Below are 24,952 nucleotides of genomic sequence, written 5' to 3' on the forward strand. Positions count from 1 at the left end.
GGCGGCCGCCGCCCCGCCGGCTATCAGCCCGCCCGCCTTGGCCGTGGAGAAGCCGACCGTCCCACCGGCGGAGGATGCACCGGCGGACGCGGTACCGCCGGACGCGGCGCCGGAGGCCGCGGTGGCCGAGGTCGTCGCGGCGGGGGCGGCGGCGGCCTGGGCCGCCGCCTGGGCCAGGGCCTCGGCGGCGTGCCGCCCGCCGTCGTACCACGGCACGACCAGGGCGAGGCCGGAGAGCAGGCCCTCGGGCGGGAGCAGGCCCGCGCTGCCGGCCGAGCAGCCCGCGCAGTCGGTCAGATGGCGGGCGACGCGCTTGCGCCACAGCGGGGTGGGCACGCCGTCCCAGTCGGCCAGCAGCCAGTCCAGTGCCGGGCAGCGGGGGTCGGCGGCCAGGGCCCGGACGACGGCCCGGGCCACGTCGAGCTGGTTCTTGACCCGCTGCACGCGGACGGCCGCGTGCTGCGGGGTCAGTCCGAGCGCCTCGGCCAGTTCGGCGCGGGTGAGGCGGCCGGCCGCCTCCAGCCACCACACCGACAGCACCTCCCGCTGGGAGTCGTCCAGCCAGCGGGTCGCCTCGGCGGTCTCCCGCCGCTGGCCGGAGAGCTCCAGGCGCAGGATGGTGAGGTCGACGAAGTCGGCGGCCCGGTCGGCGGGTTCGTCGGTGTCGGCCAGGGCGGCGGGCCGGTGGCCGAGGGCGGCCCAGCGGCTGCGGACCTGGTTCATGGCGATGGCGATGAGCCAGGACCGGAAGCGGGCCGGGTCGCGCAGCGCGCCCAGCCCGGACAGCGCCCGGAGCATGGTCTCCTGCACCACGTCGTCCACGTCCGGATGGCCGTTCAGCGCCCGCCCGACCACGTCGTAGACCAGCGGGAGGCACCGGGCGACCAGTTCCTCGCGGGCCGCCGGGTCGCCGCTTCGTGCCTTGACCACCACATCGGTGCCGTCCACGCCGTTCACGTCACGCTCACATCGCTCGGATCAGTCCGGGAAGTGTTATCCGCGGCCCGTCCGGCGGTCAACCAGTACGCGGGGCCGGCCGGGCGCCCGCCGAGACGGTGCTGGGACCGGGAGGGGTCATGCCGAACACGACCGAGGCCGCGGGCGATTTCCCGGCGGCGCTGCGGGAGGCGCTGAGCCGCCGCGGGCTGTCGCTGGAGCGGGTGAGCGAGCGGCTGAAGGCCCGCGGGATCACCATCAGCCAGGCCACCCTGAGCCACTGGCAGCGCGGGCGCAGCCAGCCCGAACGGGCGCGGTCGCTGCACGCGGTGGACGCCCTGGAGGAGATCCTCGACCTGCCGGGCGGGGCGCTGCGCTCGCTGCTGGGGCCGCGCCGGCCGCGCGGCCGGGTCTCCCCGGTGCGCGGCGAGGACGCCGCGCGGAGGGTCTTCGGTGAGGGTTCGGTGGCCGAGCAGCTCATCGGAGCGGAGGACTTCCACGACTTCAACCGGAGCCTCACCCCGCTCGTCATCCACGACACGGTGACCGTCGGCGAGAGCGGGCGGCTCGGCTCGCTGGCCGCCACCGTCGTGCTGCGGGCCGGCGATTCCGGGGTCGACCGGGTCCGGTTCGTGCTGGGCTTCGACGACGAGGAGGCCGAGCCGCTCGATGTGCGGGTCACCTGCGGGCAGTTGCACGAGGCCACCCACGTGCCGAGGCTGAACGCGATGGCGCTCGACATCCGGTTCGGCCGTCCGCTGGCCAGGATGGAGACGGCGGTGGTGGGTTACGCGGTGGAGGTGAGCCCGTCACGGGCGCCGGCCGCGCACTACGAGCGCCGGACGTCCAACGGCCTGCACGACTACCTCCAGCACGTCTTCTTCCATCCCGGGGCGCTGCCCTCGCGCTGCCGGCGGTACGTCCGCGAGCAGATCGGCTCCCCGAAGCGCGACCAGCAGCCGGTGGTGCTGGACCGCTCGCACAGCGCCCATGTGTTCGTCTCCCGGTGCGGACCGGGGGTCTACGGGATGGCGTGGGAGCCCGGCGTGTGAGCACGACCGGGCTCCCAACCCGCGTGAGCGGAGTGTCCACGGAGTGGAGGGTGGGGGGTCGCATCGCACCCGCGGGTGCGATGCGCTCGGTGGACACGCCCGGCCCCGGAAGGCCGAGGGGGTGCCTCCGGCTCCACGGCGCGGACCCGGGGGTCCGCCGCCGCACCGCCCATCCTGCTCGACCGGACCGGCCGGGACAAGCAATCGGCCCCGCGGCTTCTTTACAGAATTCGGCGAGAACTGTTGAGGCCGTGCGGCGGCGGCTCCCTCAACAGTTGTCGGGAGTTCTGTGAAAAACGGCTGCCCCGCGACCTCTTGTCCGGCCGTCAGCCGCACGTCAACACTCATGGCGCGTCGAATCCCCCACTCTCGACGCCAGGCAAGGGCAGTGCACCGGAAAAGGCCGTGAATTCCGTACGCCTCATCTCCGGTATCCCCGCACGGCCCGGCGCCTGATATCGGAAGGAAGACCTGTGCGCATTTCGCGTAAGTACGCCCTCGCCGTCTCCGCCGCGGCGGTGCTCTCGGTGTCGGCCGTGACCGGAGCCCCGGCGGCAGCCGCCGGCGAGTCCGCCCCGCGCTACCAGCCGGAGATGGTGACGGCGCTCGCCGGCTCGCTCGGCGTCAGCGAGGCCGCCGCCGTCCGGCGGCTGGACCGGCAGGACGCGCAGCAGCGCAGACTGGCGGGCCTGGCGGAGCAGGGCATAGCCACCGACGGCGCCTTCTTCTCGTCCGCCGGCGAGCTGACCGTCAACGCGCCCGACGCGGTCGGCGCCGCCCGTATCGAGCGGGCCGGCCTGGACGCCCGGGTGCCCGCCCGCGGCGAGGGCGAACTGGAGCAGATCAAGGCGAAGCTGGACGCGCTCGCCGCCAAGCGCGTGCCGTCCGGCGTCGCGTCCTGGGGCGTGGACCTCGCCTCGGACACCGTGACCGTCGAGGTCAGCAGTGACAAGGGCGCCGCCGCCAGGGCGTTCCTGGCCGAGGCCGCCAAGCACGGCGCGGCGGTCAAGGTGGTCCGCGGCCAGGAGCAGCTCGCCCCGCAGGCCGTGATCTACCCGGGCAGCCAGATGACCTTCAACGGCTACCTGTGCTCCGTGGGCTACGGGGCGAAGGACCGCAACGGCAAGCAGTACCTGGTCACCGCCGGGCACTGCATCGAGGACCTGCCGGTGCTGAAGTACGACGGCACCCGCTTCGCCAAGGGCACGAACACCCGCTTCGCCGTCGGCACCCGCAGCGTCGACATGGGCATCGCCGCGCTCGACTCGGGCAACTCCATCGCCACCGCCGTCGGCACCTGGGGCAACGGCGGCAGCGTCGCCGTGCGGGGCAGCAGCCGGGCCGCCTCGGGCGCGGCGCTGTGCAAGTCGGGCCAGACCACCAAGTGGACCTGCGGCACCGTCGGCTCGTACAACATCTCGGTCACCTACAAGGACCAGAACGGCGGCCCGGACACCGTGGTCAGCGGCCTGGCCAGCTCCAGCGTGTGCACCGAGGGCGGTGACAGCGGCGGGGCCTACATCTCCGGCAACCAGGCGCAGGGCATGACCTCCGGCGGGCCCATCGGCCAGAAGTGCACCGGCGGTGTCAACTCCCGCGGCTCCTCGTACTTCCAGCCGCTGGACGACACGCTGCGCTACTACGGCCTGACCCTCAACACCAACTGAACCGACCGGGCACCGCTCCCCCGGAGCCAGGGGCCGTCCGCCGGATCGTCCGGCGGGCGGCCCCTGCCCTCGAAAGGACAGCACCATGCGGTTCTCGCGACCCGCCGCCATCCTGCTGTGCACGGCGTTACTCGCGGCCGGCGCCCTGGCCTGGCGGCTGCGGCCGCCGGACGCCCGGACCGACCCGATCGTGGTCGGCACCACGGGCACGGTCACCTCCCTCGACCCGGCCGGCGCCTACGACACGGGCTCCTGGGCGCTGTTCGAGAACGTGTACCAGAAGCTCCTGACGCTGGCCCCCGGTTCCACCGTGCCCACCCCGGACGCCGCCGAGAGCTGCCGGTTCACCGGGGCCGGTCTGCGCACCTACACCTGCCGCCTCCGCCGCGACCTGGTGTTCCCCGACGGGCGCCCGGTCACCGGCGCGGACGTGAAGTTCTCCGTGGACCGGGTGCGCGCCATCGCCTCCCCGGTCGGACCGGCCTCGGTGTTCGACACGCTGCGGGCGGTCGAGGCGGGCGAGGCGGAGGTCACCTTCCGCCTCACGACCGCGGACGCCACCTTCCCGCTGAAGCTGGCCACCGGGGCCGCCGCCATCGTCGACCGCCGGCACTACCCGGCGCGGACCCTGCGCACGGGCCACCAGGCGACCGGCACGGGACCGTACCTGATCCGCGACCACCAGCCCGGCCGGCGCATCCTGCTGGCGCCCAACGACCGCTACCGGGGCGCCGTCCCGCGCCGGGGCGCGCCCGTGGAGATCCGCTACTTCGACGACCCGGCCGAACTGGCCGCCGCCTGGGAGCGCCGCCGGGTCGACGTGGTCAACCGGGCCCTCCCGCCGAAGCTGCTCACCGAGGTGCTGGGCGGCTCCCCCGACGTCCGGGTGGACGAGGCGGGCAGCGGCGAGTCCCGGATGCTGGTGTTCAACCTGCGCCGCGGCTCCCCGGCCGCCGACGTCGCGGTACGCCGGGCGGTGGCGGCGCTCGTCGACCGGCCGCGGCTCGCCGCCGGGCCCTACCTGTCGACCGTCGACCCGCTGCTGTCGGTGGTGCCCCGGGGGTACGCCGGCCATGTCAACGCCTTCCAGGACGAGTACCCGCGCCCCTCGCGCGAGCGGGCCGCGCGCATCCTGTCGGAGGCCGGCCTCGCCCCGCCGGTCAAGCTGACCTACGGCCACCGCTCCGGCCCGACCCTCGCCCGGGAGGCGGCCGAGCTGCGCCGGCAGCTGGAGGCCGGCGGGCTGTTCCGGGTCACGGTGCTCTCCGCCGACTGGCCGGACTTCCAGCGGAACCTCCACGCCGGCCGCTACGACGTGTACGGCTTCGGCTGGGTGCCGGACTTCCCCGACCCGGACAACTTCGCCCAGCCGCTGGTCGGCACCCGCAACGCGCTGGGCAACCGCTTCTCCAGTCGACGCGTCGACGCCCTGCTGACCGCCACCCGCCGCCACGAGCAGCGGACGGACGCCGAGGCCGGGTTCCGCGCCCTTCAGCGCGAGGTGGCCCGCGAGGTGCCGGTCCTGCCGCTGTGGCAGCGCAAGGAGTACGTGCTGAGCAGTCCGGACGTCACCGGCGCCCAGTACCTCGTGGACGGCGGCGGCTCCTGGCGGCTGTGGGAGCTGCGCTGGGCGTAGCCGCCCGGCCCGGACGCCGGGGGCCTCAGCCCCGCAGCGTCCGCTCGGCATACGCCCGCCAGCGGGCGGTGAACGCCCGCGGGGTCAGGCCCAGCACCCGGCGCAGCGCGCCCGCCGGGCCGCCGGCCCCTCCTGCGGCCCGGTACAGGGCGCGCAGCCGGTCGGCGTCCCACTCCTCGGCGACCAGGGCGCAGGCCAGGTGCGCGCCCTCGTAGGCGCGGGCGAGCGCCGCCGGGTCGGAGCCGAAGGCGAAGTCGCCGTCGCCGGGCAGCTCTTCGGGTGGACCGCTACGGGCCAGCTCGGGGGCGACGGTGCGCGGGTCCTGGCCCCGGCCCCGCCAGGCGGCCCACTCGGCGAACCCCTCGGACAGCCACAGCGGGGTGCGGGCGGTGGTCGCCCGGCGGGTGGCCACGTGGACGGTCTCGTGGGCGAGCACCACCTCCCGGCCCAGCGCGCTCAGCCCGGCGTACTCCTCGGGGTTGACCACCACCCGGTCGGCGGGCGCGTTCCGGCCGGTGCGCCCGGTGGTGACGGCCGCGGTGCCGGCGTACGCGGCGCCCGGCTGCCCCAGCAGGGCGCCCATGGCCGCCTGGGAGGGCGGCAGCAGCACCAGGACCCGGTCCGCCCAGGGGTCCGGCCAGGCGGCCGAGGCGGCGGCGACCGCCCGGTCGGCGGCCCGGGCGACCTCGGCCGGCTTCTCGGCGAGCTGGCCGACGGCGAGCACCAGGGACCGCGCGCCGCGGGCCGCCCGCACCGGGCCCTGGTCCCAGGGCTGGGCGGCGGCGCCGGGGGCGGGCCGCTCGGCGGTGACCCGCCAGCTTCCGGCGGTGCGCCGCAGCTCCAGGTCGCGGGCGGCGGTGACCGGGGCGGTGTCGTAGCCGGCCACCCGGTAGGCCAGCTCGGCGCGGGCGCTCGCCCGGTCGCCGTCCAGGTGTACGGAGGCGGGGCGCAGCGCCCATGCGGCGAGCGTGACGCCGGGCAGGACGGGGGCGGTCCGGCGGGCGATCGCGGCCCGGACGGCGGCGCCGTCGCCCGGGTCCGTACCGCTGCTGCCGTCTTCCGGCGTACGCGGTGCGCAGCCGCCGGCGAGCAGTCCGGCGGCCCCGATCAGCGCGGCCCGCCGGGAGAGGGTCATCCCCCGATGGTACGAGCGGTGGTCCGGCCGGCCTCAGACGCGGGTGACGGCGGAGACGGGCATCATGCCGACCGGGTCGTAGCGGACCGGCGCGCCGGGGTAGGGGGCGTGCACCACCTGCCCGTTGCCCATGTACATGGCAACGTGGCTGGCGTCGTCGCGGTAGGTGACCAGGTCGCCGGGGCGGGCCTCGGAGAGCGAGACGTGCCGGCCGGCGCCGCGCTGGCCCTGCGAGGTGCGCGGGATGCCGACGCCGGCCTGGGCGTAGGACCACTGCATCAGGCCGGAGCAGTCGAAGCCGTCGGGGCCGTTGGCGCCCCAGACGTAGGGCCGGCCGACCGCGGAGCGGGCCGCGGCGACCGCGGCGGCGGCCCGGCCGGAGACGCCGCCGGCCAGCGGCGGCAGGTCCTCGCGGCCGTCACCGCGCGAGGCCCGCCCGGCCTCCTCGCGGTCGTCCTTCGGCGCCGCGGCGAGCAGGGCGCGGGCCTCGGCGAGCTTGCGTTCCACGGTGCGCTTGTGGGCGGCGACCGCGGCCCGGCTGCGCTCCAGGTCGGCAAGGGTGCGGGCGGCCTCGGCGCGCTGCTGGTCGAGCTTGCGCTGCGCCCGGCCCAGTTCGGTGAGCACCCCGGCCTGCTGCTCGCCCATCCGGTCCAGGGCGGCGGCCCGGTCGAGGTAGCCGTCCGGGTCGGAGGTCAGCAGCAGCCGCAGCGCCGGGTCCATGCCGCCGGAGCGGTACTGGACGCCGGCGACCTGGCCGAGGACGTCCCGCATCCGGTTGATGTCCTCCTGGCCGCGGGCGACGTTGTCCTGGAGGGCGCCGACCCGGGAGCGCAGCTTGTCGGTGCGCTCGGCGGCGGCGTTGAAGCCCTCGGTGGCCTGCTCCGCCTCGGCGAACAGGGCGTCCACCCGGGCCTGGGGCGCGTCCGCGGGGCGTACGGGGTCGGCGCCGGCCGGGGCGGCGGCGAGCGCGGCGGCGGTGGCCGCGGCGGCGGTGGCCGCGGCGGCGGACAGGACGGTGACCCGGGCACTGCGGCTGGGCCCCGGCGTAGCGGAGGACCGGCGATGGGACGCCACGGACCGCGCTCCCTTCGGCTGGAAAGCTGGACGCGCACCGTGCGGGCCGGCCGGCGAGAGCTCTCGCCACGCTGGGCACGCGGTGCGCGGCAGACAGTAGCCGGGCACCGGTGGCGCGGCCAGCGCCCGACGGGGCCGGATACGGCTCCGCCCCGCCGGAGACCACAGGTCACCGACGGGGCGGGGCGTCAGCTCGGGGGGCGGCGAACCACTCGATCGGGCGCGTGTGCCGGGCGCGCCGGACGGTTTCGCCGGGGTCGCCCATCGGGAGGCCGTCAGGCGCGTGACGCCGCGAGCCAGGACGCCTCAGGTGAGGACGGCTCAGATGCGGACGCCTCAGATGCGGACGCCGAACTGGAAGTCGCCGAGCCACTCCATCGCCTCGTAGCGGACGTTGGCGCCGGGCTTGGGGGCGTGCAGCACCTGGCCGTTGCCGGCGTAGAGGCCCACGTGCGCCAGGTTGTTGAAGAACACCAGGTCGCCGGGCTGGAGTTGGCTGCGGCCGATCTTGGTGCCGTCGTTGTGCTGGGTGAAGGTGGTGCGGGTGAGGCTGACGCCGGCCTGGCGGTAGGCCCACTGGGTCAGGCCGGAGCAGTCGTAGGCGTTGGGGCCCTCGGCGCCGGAGACGTACGGCTTGCCGACCTGGGTGCCGGCGGCGGCCAGCGCGGCGCCGGCGACGCCGGAGGCGGACACCTTGGGCTTGCCCGCGTCGTCCTGCTGCTGCAACTGGGCGCGCTCGCCGGCCTCGCGGCTGGCGCGCCGCTCCTCCTCCTGCATCTTGGCCCGCTCTTCGGCGGTCAGGGTGTTGAGGAGCTTCTGGGCCTCGGCGAGCTTGCCCTGGTAGGACTTCTTCTTCTCGCCGATGGTCTTGCGGACGTCTTCGAGGTCGGCGAGCTTCTCGGTGGCCTCGGTGCGCTCCTGGGCGAGGGTGCGCTGCTTCTCCTGGATCTCGGCGAGCGCCTCGGCCTGCTTGGCGCCGACGGCGTCGGCGGTCGAGGCGCGGTCGAGGTAGCTGTCCGGGTCGGAGGAGAGCAGGAGCTGAAGGGCCGGGTCCATGCCGCCGGAGCGGTACTGGGCGGCGGCGACCGAACCGAGCGCGTCGCGCAGCTCGTTGAGCTCCTGCTGGCTGCGGGCCACCTTGTCCTGGAGGGCGTCGGCCTCCTTCTGGAGCTTGCCGCGCTTCTCGTCGGCGAGGTTGTACTGCTCGGTGGCGGCCTCGGCCTCGTGGTGCAGCTTGTCGACCTTGGCCTTGACCTCTTCCTTGCTCGGCTTCGGGTCGGCCTGAGCGGCGTGCGAGGACAGGGCGACGGCAGCGGCGGCGGTCGCGGTGAGCACGGTCACGCGGGTGCGGCTCGGCTGCTTGGGACGACGGTGGGACGCCACGGAGGCGAGCTCCTTCTTCCTCTCCGGCCGCCTGCCGGGCCGAGGGTCGGCACCCGGCTCCGTGCGCAGCGTCCGGCTTCCCCCGCGAAGCTTTCCCGGACCGCATGGAACTGGCGGTCCCTCCGCTGCCACTCCCGATGAGTGATCACCTACGCAGAGGGTTGAGGCCAGACCTTAGTGACCATCTTGTGATCAGTTCAAATCCTGATGCGAAAAATCTCGCTCACGAAGCTCATTCTTTACATGCGCCCCACGGACAGTCATGGCGAGTTGACCCACCGTTCAAACCCCGACGCCCCAATCCGGGCATCCGGCCCAGGAGTTACGCAAGCCGCGAAAGCCGCTTGAGCAGCATCGCGGACGCCACTGGCCGGGCGCCGGAGCGGGCCACCCCGTCGGCCACCTCGCGGTCGGTGGAGACCACCACCACCGGGCGGCCCGGCGGTTCGGCCCGCACCAGCTGGCGGATCAGCTCGTCGGCGGTCACCCCCGCCTTGGAGAACAGCACCCGCACCCCGCGCGGCGGCGCCAGCAGCACCGGGGCGGCCAGCTCCGCGCCGTCGAACACGCACGTCACCTCGGCCCCGGTGCGCGCCGCCAGCGCGGACAGGCCGCCCAGCAGCCGCAGCCGCTGCTTCTCCAGCGGCATCGTCGGATAGCCGGTCTTGGTCACGTTGTAGCCGTCCACCACCAGATGGACCTGCGGCAGCCCCAGCAACTGGTCCAGCAGCGCCGGGTCGGTCTCCGACAGCGCCCGTGCGGCGACGTCCCTGGGCGACATTCGGCCCGGCCGCACCGCGTCCACACCGTCCGCCGGATGCGTGTCGGCCGGCGGCAGCGCCAGCTCCCGGCGCAGCCCCTGCGCCGCCTCCAGGACGGTGTCGAGCAGCAGCCGCAGCCGCATGTCCTCCACCGAGCGCCCTTCGCGGGCCGCCTTGCGCCCGGCTTCCACGGCCGCCTCCGCCTCGCCGAGCCGGGCCTTCAGCCGCCGGTTCTCGCTCTCGGCGGCGGACAGCCGGCCGTCCGCCTCGGCGCGGGACGCCTCCCACTCGGCCTGCCCCTTGCGCAGCGCCGCCTCGCCGCGCTTGACGTCGCTGAGCGCGCTGCGCAGCTTGCGCTGAAGCGATTCGGCGTCCTTGCGGGCCGCCTCCAGCTCGGCGCGCAGCCGCTCGTGCTCGCCCCGCCCGCGCTCCTTGGCCTCGGCCAGCTCGGCGCGCAGCCTCTCCAGTTCGCGCCGCCCGGCCTCGTCGGCCCGCTCGGCGTCCGCGCGCTGCGCCTCCTCGCCGGCCGCGGCGACCAGCTTCGCCCAGTCCGGCGGGCGCAGCACGTACGCGGCGGCGGCCACGTCCACCGGGTCGGCGGCGGCCGGCGGCGCGCCGGACTCCACCGAGCCGGCCAGCTCCGGTTGCCCGGATCTCAGCTTCTCGGCGATCCGCTGACGGAAGACCGCGTCCGACTCCAGGGCGGCCGCCATCGCGTTGCCGGCGAACTTCACCCGCCGGCTCGGGGTGAAGCGGGCGTACTGGCGGAGCTGCGCAGGCAGCTCGCCGACGGTCAGCCCGCCGAACGCGTCCGCGACCAGCGCGACCACCCGGCGCCGTACCGCCTCGGGCAGCGGACCGTCGAGCACCTCGCCGGCGCCGTCGGCCGCATCGCCGCCGCTGGGCTGCTGCACGATCCGTCACCTCTACCCGTCGTCATCCGCCCGAAGCCGGGCCCTGCGCCACCCCCGTACCGCCTGCTCGCCGATCTCTCGCCCGCATCCCCCGCGGGCCCGCCGCACCGCCCGCTAGGAGGCGGCGTCCGGCCGGTCCACCAGCTCGATCGCGTCCACCGCGTTGCACCAGCGGCAGCGGACCGACTCGATGGTCTCACTGACCACCTCGCGCTCCTCCACCTTCGGCTCGCCGGCCAGGTCGAGGTGGACGTACTCCACGACCTTGGACGAGCGGGTGACGTCGAAGCGGGTGAGGTTGCCGCACAGCGTGCAGCGCCAGCGGGTCGTCGCGGTCGGCAGGGGAACCGTCGTCATCGTGCGTCTCTTCCCTCGTGCGTACGGATGCGGAGCCGCGGTGCGCCGTCGGACTGCGGTGTCTGGTTGCCGTAACCCTACGGCCTGCCGGGTACCCCCGTGGCGCGGCGAGGCACCCTGTCCCGCTGTCTCCGTTTACGTCATGATCTGTCCATGGTCGATCGCCGAGGACCGGTTGTGACATACGCCTTGATCGGCGCCTGTGTGCTGGTCTTCCTGCTCAGCCCGGTCGCCGGACTGGATCCCGCACACGGCACGGGCGAGGCGCTGCGCTCCGCGCAGGGCGCCTACTTCCGCCGCTGGGGCGTGGTCCCCGCGGAACTCCTCAGCGGCTCGCCGCGCGCCCTGCTCACCCCGCTGACCGCGCTCTTCGTCAGCGGAAGCTGGCTGCACCTGCTGGGCAACATGCTCTTCCTGTACGTCTTCGGCGCGATGGCCGAGGAACGCCTGGGCCGCGTCGAGTACGCGCTGTTCTACACCGGCTGCGGCTACCTGGCGCTGCTCGCCTACGCCATCGCGCACGCCGGCTCGACCCAGACCCTGGTCGGCGCGTCCGGCGCGATCTCCGGTGTCCTCGGCGCGTTCCTGCTCCTCTTCCCCCGGGCCCGGGTCACCAGCCTGTTCCCGTTCCTCTTCTTCCTGCCGCTGCGCTTCCCCGCCTGGGCGGTGCTGGTCTTCTGGTTCGTCTTGCAGTGGCTCGCCGCCCGGCAGACGGCCACCGGCCCCGGCGTCGCCTACCTGGCCCATGTGGTCGGCTTCTGCCTGGGCTTCTGCTACGCCTGGGTCCGCTACGGGCGGGCGGCTAGAGTTGGACGGCAACCAGCGGCCCCCGAGGAAGGACAGCCGTGATCAGCGCGATCGTGCTCATCAAGACCAGCGTGGACCGCATCCCGGAGATCGCCGAGTCGATCGCCGCGCTGGACAGCGTCAGCGAGGTCTTCTCGGTGACCGGCACCTACGACCTGATCGCCATGGTCCGGGTCGCCCGCCACGACGACCTGGCCGACGTCATCCCCGGCCGCATCAGCAAGATCCCCGGCGTCGAGGCCACCGACACCCACGTGGCGTTCCGCACCTACTCCCAGCACGATCTGGAGGCGGCCTTCGCCATCGGCCTGGACGCCTAGTCCCCGCGGCGGCCGGGGCCCGGGCGTCAGTCCCGGGCCGGGACGCAGCGGCCGTCCTCGGTGCGGTAGGACCAGGCGGCGCCGTCGCGCACCAGCTCCTTGACCGCGCGCACGAAGCGCTCCACGTGCTCGTCCGGGGTGCCCGCGCCGAAGCTGACCCGGATGGCGTTGAGCGACCTCTCGCCGGGCGCGGCGGCCTCCGGGGCTCCGCACTCGCCGATGACCTGCGGGTCGCTGCCCAGCAGGGTGCGCACCAGCGGGTGCGCGCAGAACAGCCCGTCGCGCACCCCGATGCCGTACTCCGCGGAAAGCGCCGCCGCGAAGTGCGAGCTGTTCCAGCCCTCGACGACGAACGAGATGACCCCGACGCGCGGGGCGTCGTCGCCGAACAGCGAGAGCACCCGCACCTCCGGCACCTCCGCCAGACCCGCGCGGACCGCCGCGATCAGCCGCTCCTCACGGGCCACCAGGTTCTCGAAGCCGGCCTCGGTGAGCGCCTTGCAGGCGGAGGCGATCGCGTAGACGCCGATGACGTTGGGCGAACCGGCCTCGTGCCGGGCCGCGGTGGTGTGCCACTCCACGTCCACCCCGCCGTCGGTGCGCCGGGTGACGGTCCGGGAGGCGCCGCCGCCCGCCAGGTACGGGTCCGCCTCGCGCAGCCAGTCCGCGCGCCCGGCCAGCACGCCGGAGCCGAACGGGGCGTACAGCTTGTGCCCGGAGAAGGCCACCCAGTCGACGTCCAGGTCGCGCACCGAGACCGGGTGGTGCGGGGCCAACTGCGCGGCGTCCAGCACGATCCGCGCGCCGTGCGCGTGCGCCGCGGCGGCCAGCTCGCGCACCGGCCACAGCTCGCCGGTGACGTTGGACGCGCCGGTCACGCAGACCAGCGCGGGCCCGTACGGCTCGCGGGCGGCGAGGGCGCGCTCCAGGATCTCCACGGCCCGCGCCGGGGTGCGGGGGGCGTCGAGGTAGCTGACGCGGTGGTCGCTCCAGGGCAGCAGCGAGGCGTGGTGCTCGGTCTCGAAGACGAAGACCTGGCAGTCGGCCGGGAGCGCCGCGGCCAGCAGGTTCAGCGAGTCGGTGGTGGAGCGGGTGAAGACGACCTGGTCGTCGGCCCGGCAGTCGAGGAACTCCGCGACGGTGGCGCGGCTGTTCTCGAACAGGTCGGTGGAGAGCTGGGAGAGGTAGCCCGCGCCCCGGTGCACGCTGCCGTAGTACGGGGCGTAGGCGGCCACGTCGTCCCAGACGCGCTGGAGGGCGGGGGCGCTGGCGGCGTAGTCGAGCGCGGCGTAACCCACCTCGCCGCCGGTGACCAGGGGGACGGTGACGTCGCGGCCCAGGACCGGCAGCGGACCGGCGCAGGCCGGATCGGCGTCGCAGGCGGCGGGGGCGGAGACGGCGGCGGCGGTGTTCACGGACATGGCGGACTCCCGTAGCAGGCAGGCGAGTTCACACGCACCGGGGCCGCGGCGAAGGGCGGCGCACGGCGGTGCGCGGAGAGAGGAAAAAGGGGGTGGCGAAGAGGGGCGCTGCGCCCTATCGCATTCGCTTGCTCACGAGACTGCTCCCTTGAGGACCAGGACCCCAGGGTTCGCAGGGGTCCGCGCTTGCCGCTGACCTTTCTGTCAGCGGCCTGGTCTTCACCCGGGGCACCCCGCCACGGACGGAGGGTTGCCGGACAGCGAGCCGGGGCCTTTTTCGCTGTCACTCATGACCTTGCGGAGCATCCTGCCACATGTCTCGGCACGCGCAAGGCGCGGTCCGGAATGTGGACCGCGCCTTGCCCGCCGGGAAACGGGTCACGCCTGGGTGGCGGCCACCCAGCGGTCCAGGACGGCGCGGGCCGCGCCGGAGTCGATCGCCTCGGCGGCCCGGTCCATGCCGGCCCGGATCTGCTCGGCCAGCGGCGCGTCGGTCGGGTCCAGGGCGACCAGCGCGGCGGCGGCGTTGAGCAGCACGGCGTCGCGCACCGGGCCGGCCTCGCCGGCCAGCAGGCGGCGGGCGACGTCGGCGTTGTGGGAGGCGTCCGCGCCGCGCAGGGCCTCGACGGGGACGAGGTCGACGCCGACGTCCCGGGGGTCGAAGGACTGCTCGGTGACCCCGCCGTCGCGCACCACCCAGACCCGGGAGGTCGCGGTGGTGGTCAGCTCGTCCAGGCCGTCGTCGCCGCGGAAGACCAGCGCGGAGGAGCCGCGTTCGGCCAGCACGCCGGCCAGGATGGGCGCCATCCGGGCGTCGGCGACACCGGTGGCCTGGGCGCGGACCCGGGCCGGGTTGGTGAGCGGGCCGAGGAAGTTGAACGTGGTGCGGATGCCCAGTTCCTTGCGGGCGGCGGCGACATGGCGCAGCGCGGGGTGGAATCTGACCGCGAAGCAGAAGGTGATGCCGGCCTCCTGGGCGACCTCGGCGACCCGGCCGGGGGTCAGTTCGAGGTTGACGCCGAGCTTCTCCAGGACGTCGGAGGCGCCGGAGGCGGAGGACGCGGCCCGGTTGCCGTGCTTGACGACCCGGGCGCCCGCGCCGGCCACCACGATCGCCGACATGGTGGAGATGTTGACGGTCTTCGCGCCGTCGCCGCCGGTGCCGACGATGTCGACGCACGGGCCGGGGACGTCGATCACCCGTGCGTGCTCGTACATGGCGCGGACCAGGCCGGAGATCTCCTCGACGGTCTCGCCCTTGGCGCGCAGCGCGACGGCGAAGCCGGCGATCTGGGCGTCGGTGGCCTCGCCGCGCATGATGCGGTCCATGGCCCAGGCGGTGTCGTCGGCGCTCTGGTGGCGGCCCTCCAGCAGGCCGTTGAGGACCTGGGGCCAGGAGCGGCCCGCCGCGGTCGGTCCTCCAGCGGGGTACACAGCGCTCATGGTCGCTCCTGGTCTCGTACGGGGCCCCGGGCGTTCACGCGGGGGGACGGTGCCAACCCTATCCAGTCCCGGGGACGGCGAAGAGCCCCGTCCGTGGACCGGACGGGGCTCTGCCGTGGCGCGTTCACCGGCTCGCGCGGCCGGTGGCGGTCAGCGGGTCAGTGGTGGCCTCCGTGACCGCTGGTGATCTCCTGGTACTCCTCGGGCGTGGCCTTCGGGACCTGGTTGCCCTCGCCGTAGTAGCCCTTGGAGAGCTTGGCGCGCAGCTTCTCGCCGCGGGTGGGCTTGCGCTCCACGCCGTTCTCGTCGACCAGCGGGCCCAGCTCGGCCGGCTGGTACTGCTCGTGCGCGGTGAGCGAGTAGCGCTGCGACTGGCTGAGCGGCTCGTGGATCTCGACGAACTCGCCGTGCGGGAGCCGCTTGATGATGCCGGACTCGCGTCCGTGCAGCACCTTGTCGCGGTCGCGCCGCTGAAGGCCCATGCAGATCCGCTTGGTGACGATGAACGCGATGACCGGTCCGACGAAGTAGGAGATCCGGACGAACCAGGTGATCGAGTTGATCGACAGGTGCAGGTGGGTGGCGAAGATGTCGTTGCCGCCACCGATCAGCATGATCATGTACGAGGTGACCCAGGCGACGCCGAGCGCGGTGCGGGTCGGCGCGTTGCGCGGGCGGTCCAGGATGTGGTGCTCGCGCTTGTCGCCAGTGATCCACGACTCGATGAACGGGTACATCGCGATCGCGCCGAGCACCAGGCCGAAGACGACCAGCGGGATGAACACGCCGAGGACCAGGGTGTGGCCCCACAGGTTGATCTCCCAGCCCGGCATCACGCGCACCAGGCCCTCGGCGAAGCCCATGTACCAGTCGGGCTGCGCGCCGGTGGACACCTGGTCCGGCCGGTAGGGGCCGAGCGCCCAGATCGGGTTGATCGTGAACAGCGCCGCGATGATCGCGATGACGCCGAAGACCAGGAAGAAGAACCCTCCGGCCTTGGCCATGTAGACCGGCAGCAGCGGCATGCCGACGACGTTCTTGTTCGTCCGGCCGGGGCCGGGGAACTGCGTGTGCTTGTGGTAGAAGACCAGGATCAGGTGGGCCACCACGAGGCCGAGCATGATGCCCGGCAGCAGCAGGATGTGGATGGAGTAGAACCGGGCGATGATGTCGTGGCCCGGGAACTCCCCGCCGAACAGGAACATCGAGAGGTACGTGCCGACGATCGGCGTGGCCAGGATCGCGCCCTGGGTGAAGCGGACGCCGGTGCCGGAGAGCAGGTCGTCCGGGAGCGAGTAGCCGGTGAAGCCGGTGAACATGCCCAGGACGAACAGCAGGAAGCCGAACATCCAGTTCAGCTCACGCGGCTTGCGGAACGCGCCGGTGAAGAAGACGCGCATCATGTGCACGAACATGCCGGCGATGAAGATCAGCGCCGCCCAGTGGTGGATCTGCCGGATGAGCAGACCGCCGCGGACGTCGAAGCTGATGTCGAGAGTCGACGCGTACGCCTCGGTCATCCGGATGCCCTGCATCGGGACGTACGAGCCGTGGTAGTGGACCTCGTTCATGCTCGGGTGGAAGAACAGCGTCAGGTACACACCCGTGAGGATGATGATGATGAAGCTGTAGAGGCAGATCTCGCCCAGCATGAAGGACCAGTGGTCCGGGAAGATCTTGCGCATGTTGGCCTTGGCCAGGGAGTAGATCCCGAGCCGGCCGTCCGCCCAGTCGGCGACCCGCTCGCCGGCGGGCGCCTTGCGCTTGGCGTCGCTTGAGGTGCTCATCCGCGCTCCCAGAATGCAGGGCCGACGGGCTCGGCGAAGTCGCCGAGCGCTTCGAGGTAGCCCTCGTCGTTCACACCGATCCGGAGCTGCGGCAGCGGGTGGCCGGCCGGACCGAAGATGACGCGCGCGCCGTCGGAGAGGTCGAAGGTGGACTGGTGGCACGGGCACAGGACGTGGTGCGTCTGCTGCTCGTACAGGGAGATCGGGCAGCCCACGTGGGTGCAGATCTTCGAGAAGGCGACGATGCCCTGGTGCGACCACTCCAGCTCGCGGCGGTCCTTGATGTCCTGCGGAGCGATCCGCACGATCATCAGGGCGTCCTTGGCGATCTTGTTGTTGAAGTTCTCGTCGTCCTCCTCCAGGCCCTCGGGCTTGGCGAAGGTCAGCGAGCCGACCACGACGTCCTCGGGACGCAGCGGCTCGTTGGTGTTCATGTTGATGAGCTGCTTGCCGCGCGACCACGAGGTGTGGAAGAGCTTCTTCTCGGGCAGCGGGCCCAGCTCGCGCAGCAGCACGATGCCGGAGAGCGGCACCATGGCCATCGCGCCGAGCATGGTGTTGCGGATCAGCGGCCGGCGGCCGATCGCGGACTCGCGGGCGCCGTCGGCGAAGTCGGCCATGACCTTGGCCTTGACCTCGGGGGTCGCCTCGATCGCGTGCCGGTCGTCGGCGAACTCGGTGTCCGACATCAGGGTGCGGGCCCAGTGGACCGCGCCGGCGCCGATGCAGAACAGCGCCACGCCCAGGGTCAGGCCCAGGGACAGGTTCGTCGCGCTGACGTGGCCGATCGGCCAGACGTAGACGATCTTGTCGACCGGGAAGATCACGAAGGACGCGATGAAGCCGATCGTGGCCAGCATCGAGATCGTGAAGAGCAGGGCGACCGTGCGCTCGGAGCGCTTGGCGGCCCGCTCGTCGATGTCCTGGATGCGGGGCTTGTGGGGCGGGAGGCCCGGGTCGGCGAACGGGCTCTCGGCTACCGCCGTGCCGTGCGCACCCTGCTCGTGCGGCAGGTTCTCGTGTGAAATCTCGTTGCTACTCATGACTTCTTGGCCTTAGCGGTGTGGGCCGCGACCCAGATGGCGACAGCGACGAGCGCACCCAGTCCGAAGATCCAGCCGAACAGGCCCTCGCTCACCGGACCCAGGCCGCCCAGGGCGAAGCCACCGGGGGTGGGCGTCTGGTCACCGTTCACGGACTTGACGTACGCGATGATGTCCTTCTTCTCCTTCTCCGGCATCGTCGTGTCGGGGAAGGAGGGCATGTTCTGCGGGCCGGTCTGCATGGCCTCGTAGATGTGCTTGGGCGTGGTGTTCTCGAGGCTGGGCGCGTACTTGCCCTTGGTCAGGGCGCCGCCCTCACCGGTGAAGTTGTGGCACTGGGCGCAGTTGGTGCGCCACAGGTCGCCGCCGCGCGCGATGTCCGCGCCCTCGGGGTTGTACTGCTTCTCGGTCGGCGTGACCGGGCCGGGGCCGAGGGAGGCCACGTAGGCGGCGAGCTGGTCGATCTGCGCCTGGGTGTAGATGACCGGCTTCTGCGGCACCTGGGCGCCGGGCTGCTGCGCCGGCATGCGCCCGGTGGCGACCTGGAAGTCGACGGCGGCGGAGCCCACGCCGACCAGCGACGGGCCGTCAGTGGTGCCCTGACCGCCGGTTCCGTGGCAGCTCGCGCAGCCGACGGAGTAGAGCTTCTTGCCCTCCTCGATGGCGAGGGACTGGGCGGATTCTTCTGCCTGGGCCTTGCTCGCGGGCGCGAACGCGGCGTACAGCCCCCCAGTGGCCGCCAGCGCGAGGAGTAGGACGACGACAGCCGCCAGCGGATGGCGTCGTCGTGCGGAGAGCTTTTTCACGGATTACCCCGGTGTCAGGATCTTCTGCGTCGATGCTTGCTGGATGTCGGGCGCCGGGCCGACTACTTGATCATGTAGATCGTGGCGAAGAGGCCGATCCAGACGACATCGACGAAGTGCCAGTAGTAGGACACGACGATGGCGGCGGTTGCCTGCTCGTGGGTGAATCGCCGGGCGGCGTAGGTGCGGCCCAGGACCAGCAGGAACGCGATGAGACCACCCGTCACGTGCAGGCCGTGGAAGCCGGTCGTCAGGTAGAACGCCGAGCCGTAGGGGTCGGAGGACAGGGAGAGCCCGTGCTCCTTGACCAGCTCGGTGTACTCGAAGACCTGGCCTCCGATGAAGATCGCACCCATGACGAACGTGATGATGAACCACGCCCGGAGCTTCTTCACGTCACCGCGCTCGGCGGCGAACACGCCGAGCTGGCAGGTGAGCGAGGAGAGCACCAGGATCGTGGTGTTCGTCGCGGAGAACGGGAAGTTCAGATAGCCGGCCTTCTCCGACCAGAAGTCGGCGCCCGTCACCGAACGCAGGGTGAAGTACATCGCGAAGAGGGCCGCGAAGAACATCAGCTCGGAACTCAGCCAGATGATGGTTCCGACGCTGGTGAGGTTCGGCCGGTTGACCGACGGGTGCGCGTGCCCGGTTTCTACTGTCGTTGCTGTCGCCACGACCGACATTATGTCGGTCGCTTATCCCGCCCTCACTCCGGGGGGTGCCGTTCGGAGTGTCCGTCCGCCGTGTCCTGCCCGAACGGCCCATCGCCGGGCCCGGGAACCGGCCCGCGAAGGCCCCTCGAAGGGGTGATCGAACCGGTGCCCGGGGGCGGGCCGACGGAGTAGCATCCGGCGCATCGGATCCGCCCGCACCGCCGACGTCACTCGGAGGAACCATGCAGTCGAGCGCCACCGTGCTGGTCTACAGCGATGATGCCCACACCCGCTCCCAGGTGCGCATGGCGGCCGGGCGCAGGCCCGCCGCGGACGTTCCCCCGGTCGAGTACGTGGAGTGCGCCACGCTGCCGGCGGTGCTGTCCAGGCTGGAGGCCGGCGGGATCGACGTGTGCGTGCTGGACGGGGAGGCGACGCCGGCCGGCGGCATGGGCGTCGCCCGGCAGATCAAGGACGAGGTCTTCCGCTGCCCGCCGGTGCTGGTGCTGATCGGCCGCCCGCAGGACGCCTGGCTGGCCACCTGGAGCCGGGCGGACGCGGCGGTGACGCTGCCGGTGGACCCGGTGGAGTTCGCGGACGCCCTGGCGGCGCTGGTCCGCTCCCGGCTGTCGGTCGAGGCGTGAGCGGGTCCGCGCGGGCGTGAGAGGGCCCCCTGTCCGGTCTTCCTCCGGGCAGGGGGCCCCTTTGCGCCGAGGTGCCCGCGGCCGGGCTACACGGCCGGGCTGAGGCGCAGCGGCGCGGTGTTCGGGGCGCCGGCCTTGGCGGCGCTGCCCTCCTGCCAGTCGTCCCAGCCCAGGTTCCAGTCGCCGTAGCCGTTGCCGAAGTGGTTCATCTCGTCGCCGCCGCTGTTGACGACGCGGACGATGTCGCCCTCCTTGACGGTCTCGTAGAACCACGCGGCGTTGCCGGTGGACATGCCCACGCAGCCGTGGCTGACGTTGGCCGAACCGTGCGAGCTGACCGACCAGGGGGCGGCGTGCACGTACTCGCCGCTCCAGGTGACCCGGGTGGCGTAGTACACCGGCAGGTCGTAGCCCTCGCTGCTGCCGGCGGCGATGCCGACGGTGGTGCCGCGCATCCGGACGAAGTACTCCTTGCCGAGCACGACCTTGACGCCGTTGCGGGTGTCGAAGCCGGGCTTGCCGGTGGTCACCGGGATGGAGTTGATCACTTCGTCGTTGCGGTACACCGTCATCCGGTGGCTGGCGGCGTCGGTGACGGCCTCGATCTTGTCGCCGATGTCCAGCTTGAGGGTGCCGGGGTCGGAGCCGTAGAGGTCCTTGCCGATCCGCACCCCGGCGAGGGTGGCGGAGGCGGTGACGGTCGCGCCGGCCGGCCAGTACTCCTTGGGCCGGAAGTGGAGCTTCTCGTCGTCCACCCAGTACCAGGAGCCCTCCACGGCGGGCGAGGAGCGGACCTTGAGGTTGCGCTCGACGGCGGCCCGGCCCTCCTTGGTGGCGACCGGTTCGCTCAGTTCGGCGGTGAGGGGCTGTCCGACGCCGTAGGTGCCCTCCTCGGGGCCGAACTCGACCTTGAGGACCTTCTTGGCGGGCGCCGTCTCGAAGTTCAGCGTGCGGGTCCCGGGGGCGCCCTTGGCGTCCTCGGTGGCGACCCGCACGGTGTACCGGGCGCCGGCCACCAGGGGGGCGGTGGAGCGCCAGCGGGCGCCGTCGGCGGCCAGTTCGCCGGCCAGGAAGTGGCCGTTGGCGTCGACGGCCGTGACGTCGGTGATGCGGCTGTCCTTGTTCTGGGCCGTCACCTCCAGCGGCTTGTCCAGCGGCGCCTTGGTCGTGGCGGAGGTGTTGGACGCCACCTGTGCGGACGCGTCGGCGGGGCGGCCGGCGAGCGGGTGGCCGCCCGGCCCACCGCACGCGGACGCGGCCGCGCCGGTGACGGCGACCAGCAGGGTATAGCTGATGGCGGTGCGCAGACGGGGCGTGTTGCTCATGGGCTCAACGTACGAACGCCACCCGGAGGTGGCACCCGGTGTGAGCCGAACGAGTGATCCGGCGGCCTCCCTGGAGGGAGACCGCCGGATCGGGTGAAGCGGGGTGGGGCGAGGAGGGGTTACTGGTTCTGGTTCTCGCCCCGGTAGTACTCGAAGACCCAGCCGAAGACGCCGATGAGGATCAGCGGCAGGGAGAAGTACAGCAGCCACCAGCCGATGGCGACGCCCAGGAAGGCCAGGCCGCCGCCGATGGCCAGGGACAGCGGCTGCCAGCTGTGCGGCGAGAAGAAGCCGACCTCACCGGCCTCGTCCGCGACGTCCGCCTCCTTGTTGTCCTGCGCCATGGCGTCGACCCGCTTGGCCGTGAAGGCCAGGTAGAAGCCGATCATGACGGTCAGGCCGAAGGACAGGAAGAGCGCCGTGGTGCCGACCGGCTCCTTCGACCACAGGCCGTACAGCACGGCCATGGCCAGGATGAAGAAGCTCAGCCACAAGAACATCTTGCCCTGGATCTTCACTTCTTGGTCGCCTCCTTGGCGCCGCCGAGGAGGGCGGTGTCCTTCTGCTCGTCGTTCACGAGCTGACCGACGGCCGCGATCTCGGGGTGGTGCAGGTCGAACGCCGGGGATTCGGACCGGATGCGCGGCAGGGTGAGGAAGTTGTGCCGCGGCGGCGGGCAGGAGGTCGCCCACTCCAGGGAGCGGCCGTAGCCCCAGGGGTCGTCCACCTCGATCTTCTTGCCGTACTTGGCGGTCTTCCAGACGTTGTAGAAGAACGGCAGGATCGACAGGCCGAGCAGGAACGAGCTGATCGTGGAGACGGTGTTCAGCGCGGTGAAGCCGTCGGCGGCCAGGTAGTCGGCGTACCGGCGGGGCATGCCCTCGGCGCCCAGCCAGTGCTGTACCAGGAAGGTGCCGTGGAAGCCGATGAACAGCGTCCAGAAGGTCATCTTGCCCAGGCGCTCGTCGAGCATCTTGCCGGTGAACTTCGGCCACCAGAAGTGGAAGCCGGCGAACATCGCGAACACCACGGTGCCGAAGACGACGTAGTGGAAGTGGGCCACCACGAAGTACGAGTCGGAGACGTGGAAGTCCATCGGCGGGGAGGCCAGGATGACGCCGGTCAGACCGCCGAAGGTGAAGGTGACCAGGAAGCCGATCGTCCACAGCATCGGTGTCTCGAAGGACAGCGAGCCCTTCCACATGGTGCCGATCCAGTTGAAGAACTTCACACCGGTCGGCACCGCGATCAGGAAGGTCATGAACGAGAAGAACGGCAGCAGCACTCCGCCGGTGACGTACATGTGGTGCGCCCACACCGTCACCGAGAGGCCGGCGATCGCGATGGTGGCCGCGATCAGGCCGACGTAGCCGAACATCGGCTTGCGGCTGAAGACCGGGATGATCTCGGAGACGATGCCGAAGAACGGCAGCGCGATGATGTACACCTCTGGATGGCCGAAGAACCAGAAGAGGTGTTGCCACAGCAACGCGCCGCCGTTGGCCGCGTCGAAGATGTGGGCGCCGAACTTGCGGTCCGCCTCCAGCGCGAAGAGCGCGGCGGCCAGCACCGGGAAGGCCAGCAGGACCAGCACACCGGTCAGCAGGACGTTCCAGGTGAAGATCGGCATGCGGAACATCGTCATGCCGGGGGCGCGCATGCAGATGATCGTGGTGATGAAGTTGACCGAGCCGAGGATGGTGCCGAAGCCGGAGAAGGCCAGACCCATGATCCACATGTCGGCGCCGACGCCCGGCGAGCGGACCGCGTCCGACAGCGGGGAGTAGGCGAACCAGCCGAAGTCGGCCGCACCCTGCGGGGTGAGGAAGCCGGCCACCGCGATCAGCGAGCCGAACAGGTAGAGCCAGTAGGCGAACATGTTCAGCCGCGGGAACGCCACGTCGGGCGCGCCGATCTGGAGCGGCATGATCCAGTTCGCGAAACCGGCGAACAGCGGCGTCGCGAACATCAGCAGCATGATCGTGCCGTGCATCGTGAACGCCTGGTTGAACTGCTCGTTCGACATGATCTGCGTGCCCGGCCGGGCCAGCTCGGCGCGCATGAAGAGCGCCAGCAGGCCGCCGATGCAGAAGAAGGCGAACGAGGTGACCAGATAGAGGGTGCCGATCGTCTTGTGGTCGGTGGTGGTCAACCACTTGATGACGACGTTGCCCGGCTGCCGGGTCCGCAGCGGGACCTCGTTCTCGTACGGCTCACCCGAGCCGCCGGACTTGGTGGCGGCACCCTGGGGTTCGTTGAGGATGCTCACAGTTGGTTCGTCTCCGTGTTCCGGGCCGGGTCCGTCTGCGCGATGCCCGACGGGATGAAGCCGGTCTGCCCCTTCTCGGCCAGCTCCTTCAGGTGCTGCTGGTAGCGCTCCGGCGAGACCACCTTCACGTTGAACAGCATCCGGGAGTGGTCGACGCCGCACAGCTCGGCGCACTTGCCGCGGAAGGTGCCCTCCTGGGTGGGCGTCACCTCGAACACGTTGGTGTGGCCGGGGATGACGTCCTGCTTCATGAGGAAGGGCAGCACCCAGAACGAGTGGATGACGTCACGGGAGGTCAGCACAAAGCGGACCTTCTCGCCCTTGGGCAGCCACAGGGTCGGGCCCGGGTTGCCGTTCTGCGGGTTCCGCGTGCCGGGGATGCCGTAGTCGTAGACGCCCTCGGCGCCCTCGGGGAAGGCGTCGGAGAACCGGTTCGGGATCGCGGAGAGGTTCTTGTCCTCCGCGGCGCGGCCGGTGCCGGCGTTTCCGTCGACGTCCTCGACGTAGTTAAAGCCCCAGCTCCACTGGTAGCCGACCACGTTGACCGTGTGGGCCGGCTTGTCGGAGAGCTCCAGGAGCTTCGACTCGTCACGGGCGGTGAAGTAGAACAGCACCGAGACGATGATGAGGGGCGTGATCGTGTAGAGCCCCTCGATGGGCATGTTGTAACGGGTCTGCGGAGGAACCTCGACCTTGGTGCGGCTGCGCCGGTGGAAGATGACGCTCCACAGGATCAAACCCCAGACCAGCACGCCCGTGACGAGCGCAGCCGCCCACGAGCCCTGCCAGAGGGAGAGGATGATCGGAGCCTCTTCCGTCACCGGGGTGGGCATACCGAGGCGGGGGAAGTCCTCCCAGTTGTACGAGCAACCGGTGGCGGTGGCCAGGATCAGGCCCGCGCTCAGCGCCTGCGGCAGCCGTCGCCGCACCGGGCGCCGCGACATGGGGGTACCGCCCCCGCCCTTCAGGCGGTGGGGGAGGTCGGAGCCGTTGGGACTCACGTAGCGCCTTCCCGAGAGTCTCGCCCGCGAGACCGGCTGCGGCCGTCTCGCTGGTCGGTCGCCGGCCCTGGCGCGGGCAGGGGTTTGGATGTTTATGCGGACCAAACCCTACTGGACGCTATTTGGGGTCGCGCGGGGAGGGTGCCCAACGCGCAGGGAGAGCCTTCTTTTGGGGGTCAGGCCCCTCTTTCGGGGGCTCGGTTCTGCTCCGGGGCGCTGTGCGCGCCTGCCGACGGTGGCGCGCCCCTTCGGCTCACCGGCCCCGCCGGGGTGCGGGCGGCCGGGGGTCCGGGACCGGGCGCTTTACTGGGGAGCGTGACCTATTTCGACTCCGCTTCCTCCGCTCCCCTGCACCCCGTCGCGCGGCAGGCGCTGGTCGCCGCGTTGGATGAGGGGTGGGCGGATCCGGGGCGGCTGTACCGGGAGGGGCGGCGGGCGCGGCTGCTGCCGGGTGCGGCGCGGGGGGCGGCGGCGGAGGCGGTGGGGGGGCGTCCGGACGAGGTGGCGGTCACCCCGTC

22 protein-coding genes, 1 pseudogene and 1 riboswitch are annotated in these 24,952 nt (G+C 72.3%); of the genes and pseudogenes, 7 read left to right on the plus strand and 16 right to left on the minus strand.

What is annotated here, in order from left to right; all coding sequences use genetic code 11:
- Positions 1-948: RNA polymerase sigma factor (locus C6N75_RS05345; protein WP_407703193.1), on the minus strand; the 948-nt coding region annotated here is incomplete at its 3' end.
- A 128-nt stretch (positions 949-1,076) separates the two neighbouring features.
- On the opposite strand from C6N75_RS05345, the gene C6N75_RS05350 reads away from it, so the two are divergent.
- The 3 genes from C6N75_RS05350 to C6N75_RS05360 all read left to right on the plus strand — a co-directional run bounded on the left by C6N75_RS05350 (position 1,077) and on the right by C6N75_RS05360 (position 5,291).
- A complete protein-coding gene (locus tag C6N75_RS05350) occupies positions 1,077-1,988 on the plus strand; it encodes a helix-turn-helix domain-containing protein (protein WP_107503734.1) in 912 nt (303 codons plus the stop codon).
- 473 nt (positions 1,989-2,461) lie between these two features.
- Positions 2,462-3,655 carry a S1 family peptidase gene (locus C6N75_RS05355; protein WP_105867677.1) on the plus strand — a complete coding sequence of 398 codons (1,194 nt, stop codon included), beginning with the start codon at positions 2,462-2,464 and terminating at the stop codon, positions 3,653-3,655.
- Between the two features lie 85 nt (positions 3,656-3,740).
- Positions 3,741-5,291 carry an ABC transporter substrate-binding protein gene (locus tag C6N75_RS05360; protein WP_105867678.1) on the plus strand — a complete coding sequence of 517 codons (1,551 nt, stop codon included), beginning with the start codon at positions 3,741-3,743 and terminating at the stop codon, positions 5,289-5,291.
- A gap of 25 nt (positions 5,292-5,316) precedes the next feature.
- On the opposite strand, the gene C6N75_RS05365 is transcribed toward C6N75_RS05360, so the two are convergent.
- From C6N75_RS05365 to C6N75_RS05385, 5 genes are all read right to left on the minus strand, one after another.
- Positions 5,317-6,426, minus strand: coding sequence for a hypothetical protein (locus tag C6N75_RS05365; protein WP_146132491.1), 1,110 nt, complete (start codon positions 6,424-6,426; stop codon positions 5,317-5,319).
- A 33-nt stretch (positions 6,427-6,459) separates the two neighbouring features.
- Positions 6,460-7,500: a C40 family peptidase gene (locus C6N75_RS05370; RefSeq protein ID WP_105867679.1), complete on the minus strand. Its 1,041-nt coding sequence runs from the start codon at positions 7,498-7,500 to the stop codon at positions 6,460-6,462.
- Between the two features lie 336 nt (positions 7,501-7,836).
- The gene (locus C6N75_RS05375) at positions 7,837-8,883 is read right to left on the minus strand and encodes a C40 family peptidase (protein WP_105867680.1); all 1,047 of its coding nucleotides are present in this window, start codon (positions 8,881-8,883) and stop codon (positions 7,837-7,839) included.
- Positions 8,884-9,205: 322 nt separating this feature from the next.
- Positions 9,206-10,561, minus strand: a complete 1,356-nt coding sequence (locus C6N75_RS05380; protein ID WP_105867681.1) for an NYN domain-containing protein — start codon at positions 10,559-10,561, stop codon at positions 9,206-9,208.
- 111 nt (positions 10,562-10,672) lie between these two features.
- Positions 10,673-10,915 (minus strand): hypothetical protein, encoded by a 243-nt coding sequence (locus C6N75_RS05385; protein WP_105867682.1) that lies wholly within the window; start codon positions 10,913-10,915, stop codon positions 10,673-10,675.
- A 153-nt stretch (positions 10,916-11,068) separates the two neighbouring features.
- Here C6N75_RS05385 and C6N75_RS05390 point away from each other — a divergent pair, with 153 nt between their 5' ends.
- Together C6N75_RS05390 and C6N75_RS05395 are read left to right on the plus strand one after the other, a co-directional pair.
- A complete protein-coding gene (locus C6N75_RS05390) occupies positions 11,069-11,764 on the plus strand; it encodes a rhomboid family intramembrane serine protease (protein WP_105867683.1) in 696 nt (231 codons plus the stop codon).
- Entirely contained in the window at positions 11,761-12,042 is a 282-nt protein-coding gene (locus C6N75_RS05395) for an Lrp/AsnC family transcriptional regulator (RefSeq protein ID WP_105867684.1), read from the plus strand. Before C6N75_RS05390 ends, C6N75_RS05395 begins: the two co-directional genes overlap by 4 nt.
- A gap of 26 nt (positions 12,043-12,068) precedes the next feature.
- On the opposite strand, the gene C6N75_RS05400 is transcribed toward C6N75_RS05395, so the two are convergent.
- The 6 genes from C6N75_RS05400 to ctaE form a co-directional block, all read right to left on the minus strand.
- On the minus strand, positions 12,069-13,463 hold the full coding sequence (locus C6N75_RS05400) for an aminotransferase class V-fold PLP-dependent enzyme (RefSeq protein ID WP_258177241.1): 1,395 nt from the start codon (positions 13,461-13,463) through the stop codon (positions 12,069-12,071).
- Positions 13,464-13,640: 177 nt separating this feature from the next.
- A riboswitch (SAM riboswitch) is annotated at positions 13,641-13,758 on the minus strand.
- 83 nt (positions 13,759-13,841) lie between these two features.
- Positions 13,842-14,906, minus strand: coding sequence for an anthranilate phosphoribosyltransferase (trpD, locus tag C6N75_RS05405; protein ID WP_105867685.1), 1,065 nt, complete (start codon positions 14,904-14,906; stop codon positions 13,842-13,844).
- A gap of 158 nt (positions 14,907-15,064) precedes the next feature.
- Positions 15,065-16,693, minus strand: a complete 1,629-nt coding sequence (qcrB, locus tag C6N75_RS05410; RefSeq protein WP_105867686.1) for a cytochrome bc1 complex cytochrome b subunit — start codon at positions 16,691-16,693, stop codon at positions 15,065-15,067.
- Positions 16,690-17,736: a cytochrome bc1 complex Rieske iron-sulfur subunit gene (gene qcrA / locus C6N75_RS05415; protein WP_105867687.1), complete on the minus strand. Its 1,047-nt coding sequence runs from the start codon at positions 17,734-17,736 to the stop codon at positions 16,690-16,692. Before qcrA ends, qcrB begins: the two co-directional genes overlap by 4 nt.
- Positions 17,733-18,542 (minus strand): cytochrome bc1 complex diheme cytochrome c subunit, encoded by an 810-nt coding sequence (gene qcrC / locus C6N75_RS05420; RefSeq protein ID WP_105867688.1) that lies wholly within the window; start codon positions 18,540-18,542, stop codon positions 17,733-17,735. Before qcrC ends, qcrA begins: the two co-directional genes overlap by 4 nt.
- Positions 18,543-18,604: 62 nt before the next feature.
- On the minus strand, positions 18,605-19,225 hold the full coding sequence (gene ctaE / locus C6N75_RS05425; protein WP_105867689.1) for an aa3-type cytochrome oxidase subunit III: 621 nt from the start codon (positions 19,223-19,225) through the stop codon (positions 18,605-18,607).
- 212 nt (positions 19,226-19,437) lie between these two features.
- Between ctaE and C6N75_RS05430 the strand changes: the two genes are divergently transcribed.
- Positions 19,438-19,839 (plus strand): DNA-binding transcriptional response regulator, encoded by a 402-nt coding sequence (locus C6N75_RS05430; protein WP_105867690.1) that lies wholly within the window; start codon positions 19,438-19,440, stop codon positions 19,837-19,839.
- Positions 19,840-19,925: 86 nt separating this feature from the next.
- Here C6N75_RS05430 and C6N75_RS05435 read toward each other — a convergent pair whose 3' ends face one another.
- The 4 genes from C6N75_RS05435 to ctaC all read right to left on the minus strand — a co-directional run bounded on the left by C6N75_RS05435 (position 19,926) and on the right by ctaC (position 24,434).
- The gene (locus tag C6N75_RS05435; protein WP_105867691.1) at positions 19,926-21,164 is read right to left on the minus strand and encodes a L,D-transpeptidase; all 1,239 of its coding nucleotides are present in this window, start codon (positions 21,162-21,164) and stop codon (positions 19,926-19,928) included.
- A gap of 119 nt (positions 21,165-21,283) precedes the next feature.
- Positions 21,284-21,682: a cytochrome c oxidase subunit 4 gene (locus tag C6N75_RS05440; RefSeq protein WP_105867692.1), complete on the minus strand. Its 399-nt coding sequence runs from the start codon at positions 21,680-21,682 to the stop codon at positions 21,284-21,286.
- A complete protein-coding gene (gene ctaD, locus C6N75_RS05445) occupies positions 21,679-23,433 on the minus strand; it encodes an aa3-type cytochrome oxidase subunit I (protein WP_105867693.1) in 1,755 nt (584 codons plus the stop codon). Before ctaD ends, C6N75_RS05440 begins: the two co-directional genes overlap by 4 nt.
- The gene (gene ctaC, locus C6N75_RS05450; protein ID WP_407703194.1) at positions 23,430-24,434 is read right to left on the minus strand and encodes an aa3-type cytochrome oxidase subunit II; all 1,005 of its coding nucleotides are present in this window, start codon (positions 24,432-24,434) and stop codon (positions 23,430-23,432) included. The genes ctaD and ctaC overlap by 4 nt, the downstream gene beginning before the upstream one ends.
- A gap of 315 nt (positions 24,435-24,749) precedes the next feature.
- Between ctaC and C6N75_RS05455 the strand changes: the two are divergent.
- Positions 24,750-24,952 (plus strand): annotated as a pseudogene (locus C6N75_RS05455) (cysteine desulfurase); the annotation flags it as partial.

The sequence above is a fragment of the Streptomyces solincola genome (assembly GCF_002982015.1).
Lineage (GTDB): Bacteria > Actinomycetota > Actinomycetes > Streptomycetales > Streptomycetaceae > Streptomyces > Streptomyces solincola.

Bases quoted from the DNA above. Each gene is read 5' to 3' on its own strand.
- C6N75_RS05350 (WP_107503734.1), top strand. From the start codon at position 1,077: ATGCCGAACACGACCGAGGCCGCGGGCGATTTCCCGGCGGCGCTGCGG.
- C6N75_RS05360 (WP_105867678.1), top strand. From the start codon at position 3,741: ATGCGGTTCTCGCGACCCGCCGCCATCCTGCTGTGCACGGCGTTACTC.
- C6N75_RS05365 (WP_146132491.1), bottom strand. From the start codon at position 6,426: ATGACCCTCTCCCGGCGGGCCGCGCTGATCGGGGCCGCCGGACTGCTC.
- C6N75_RS05385 (WP_105867682.1), bottom strand. From the start codon at position 10,915: ATGACGACGGTTCCCCTGCCGACCGCGACGACCCGCTGGCGCTGCACG.
- C6N75_RS05390 (WP_105867683.1), top strand. From the start codon at position 11,069: ATGGTCGATCGCCGAGGACCGGTTGTGACATACGCCTTGATCGGCGCC.
- C6N75_RS05400 (WP_258177241.1), bottom strand. From the start codon at position 13,463: ATGTCCGTGAACACCGCCGCCGCCGTCTCCGCCCCCGCCGCCTGCGAC.
- trpD (WP_105867685.1), bottom strand. From the start codon at position 14,906: ATGAGCGCTGTGTACCCCGCTGGAGGACCGACCGCGGCGGGCCGCTCC.
- qcrB (WP_105867686.1), bottom strand. From the start codon at position 16,693: ATGAGCACCTCAAGCGACGCCAAGCGCAAGGCGCCCGCCGGCGAGCGG.
- qcrA (WP_105867687.1), bottom strand. From the start codon at position 17,736: ATGAGTAGCAACGAGATTTCACACGAGAACCTGCCGCACGAGCAGGGT.
- ctaE (WP_105867689.1), bottom strand. From the start codon at position 19,225: ATGTCGGTCGTGGCGACAGCAACGACAGTAGAAACCGGGCACGCGCAC.
- C6N75_RS05430 (WP_105867690.1), top strand. From the start codon at position 19,438: ATGCAGTCGAGCGCCACCGTGCTGGTCTACAGCGATGATGCCCACACC.
- C6N75_RS05435 (WP_105867691.1), bottom strand. From the start codon at position 21,164: ATGAGCAACACGCCCCGTCTGCGCACCGCCATCAGCTATACCCTGCTG.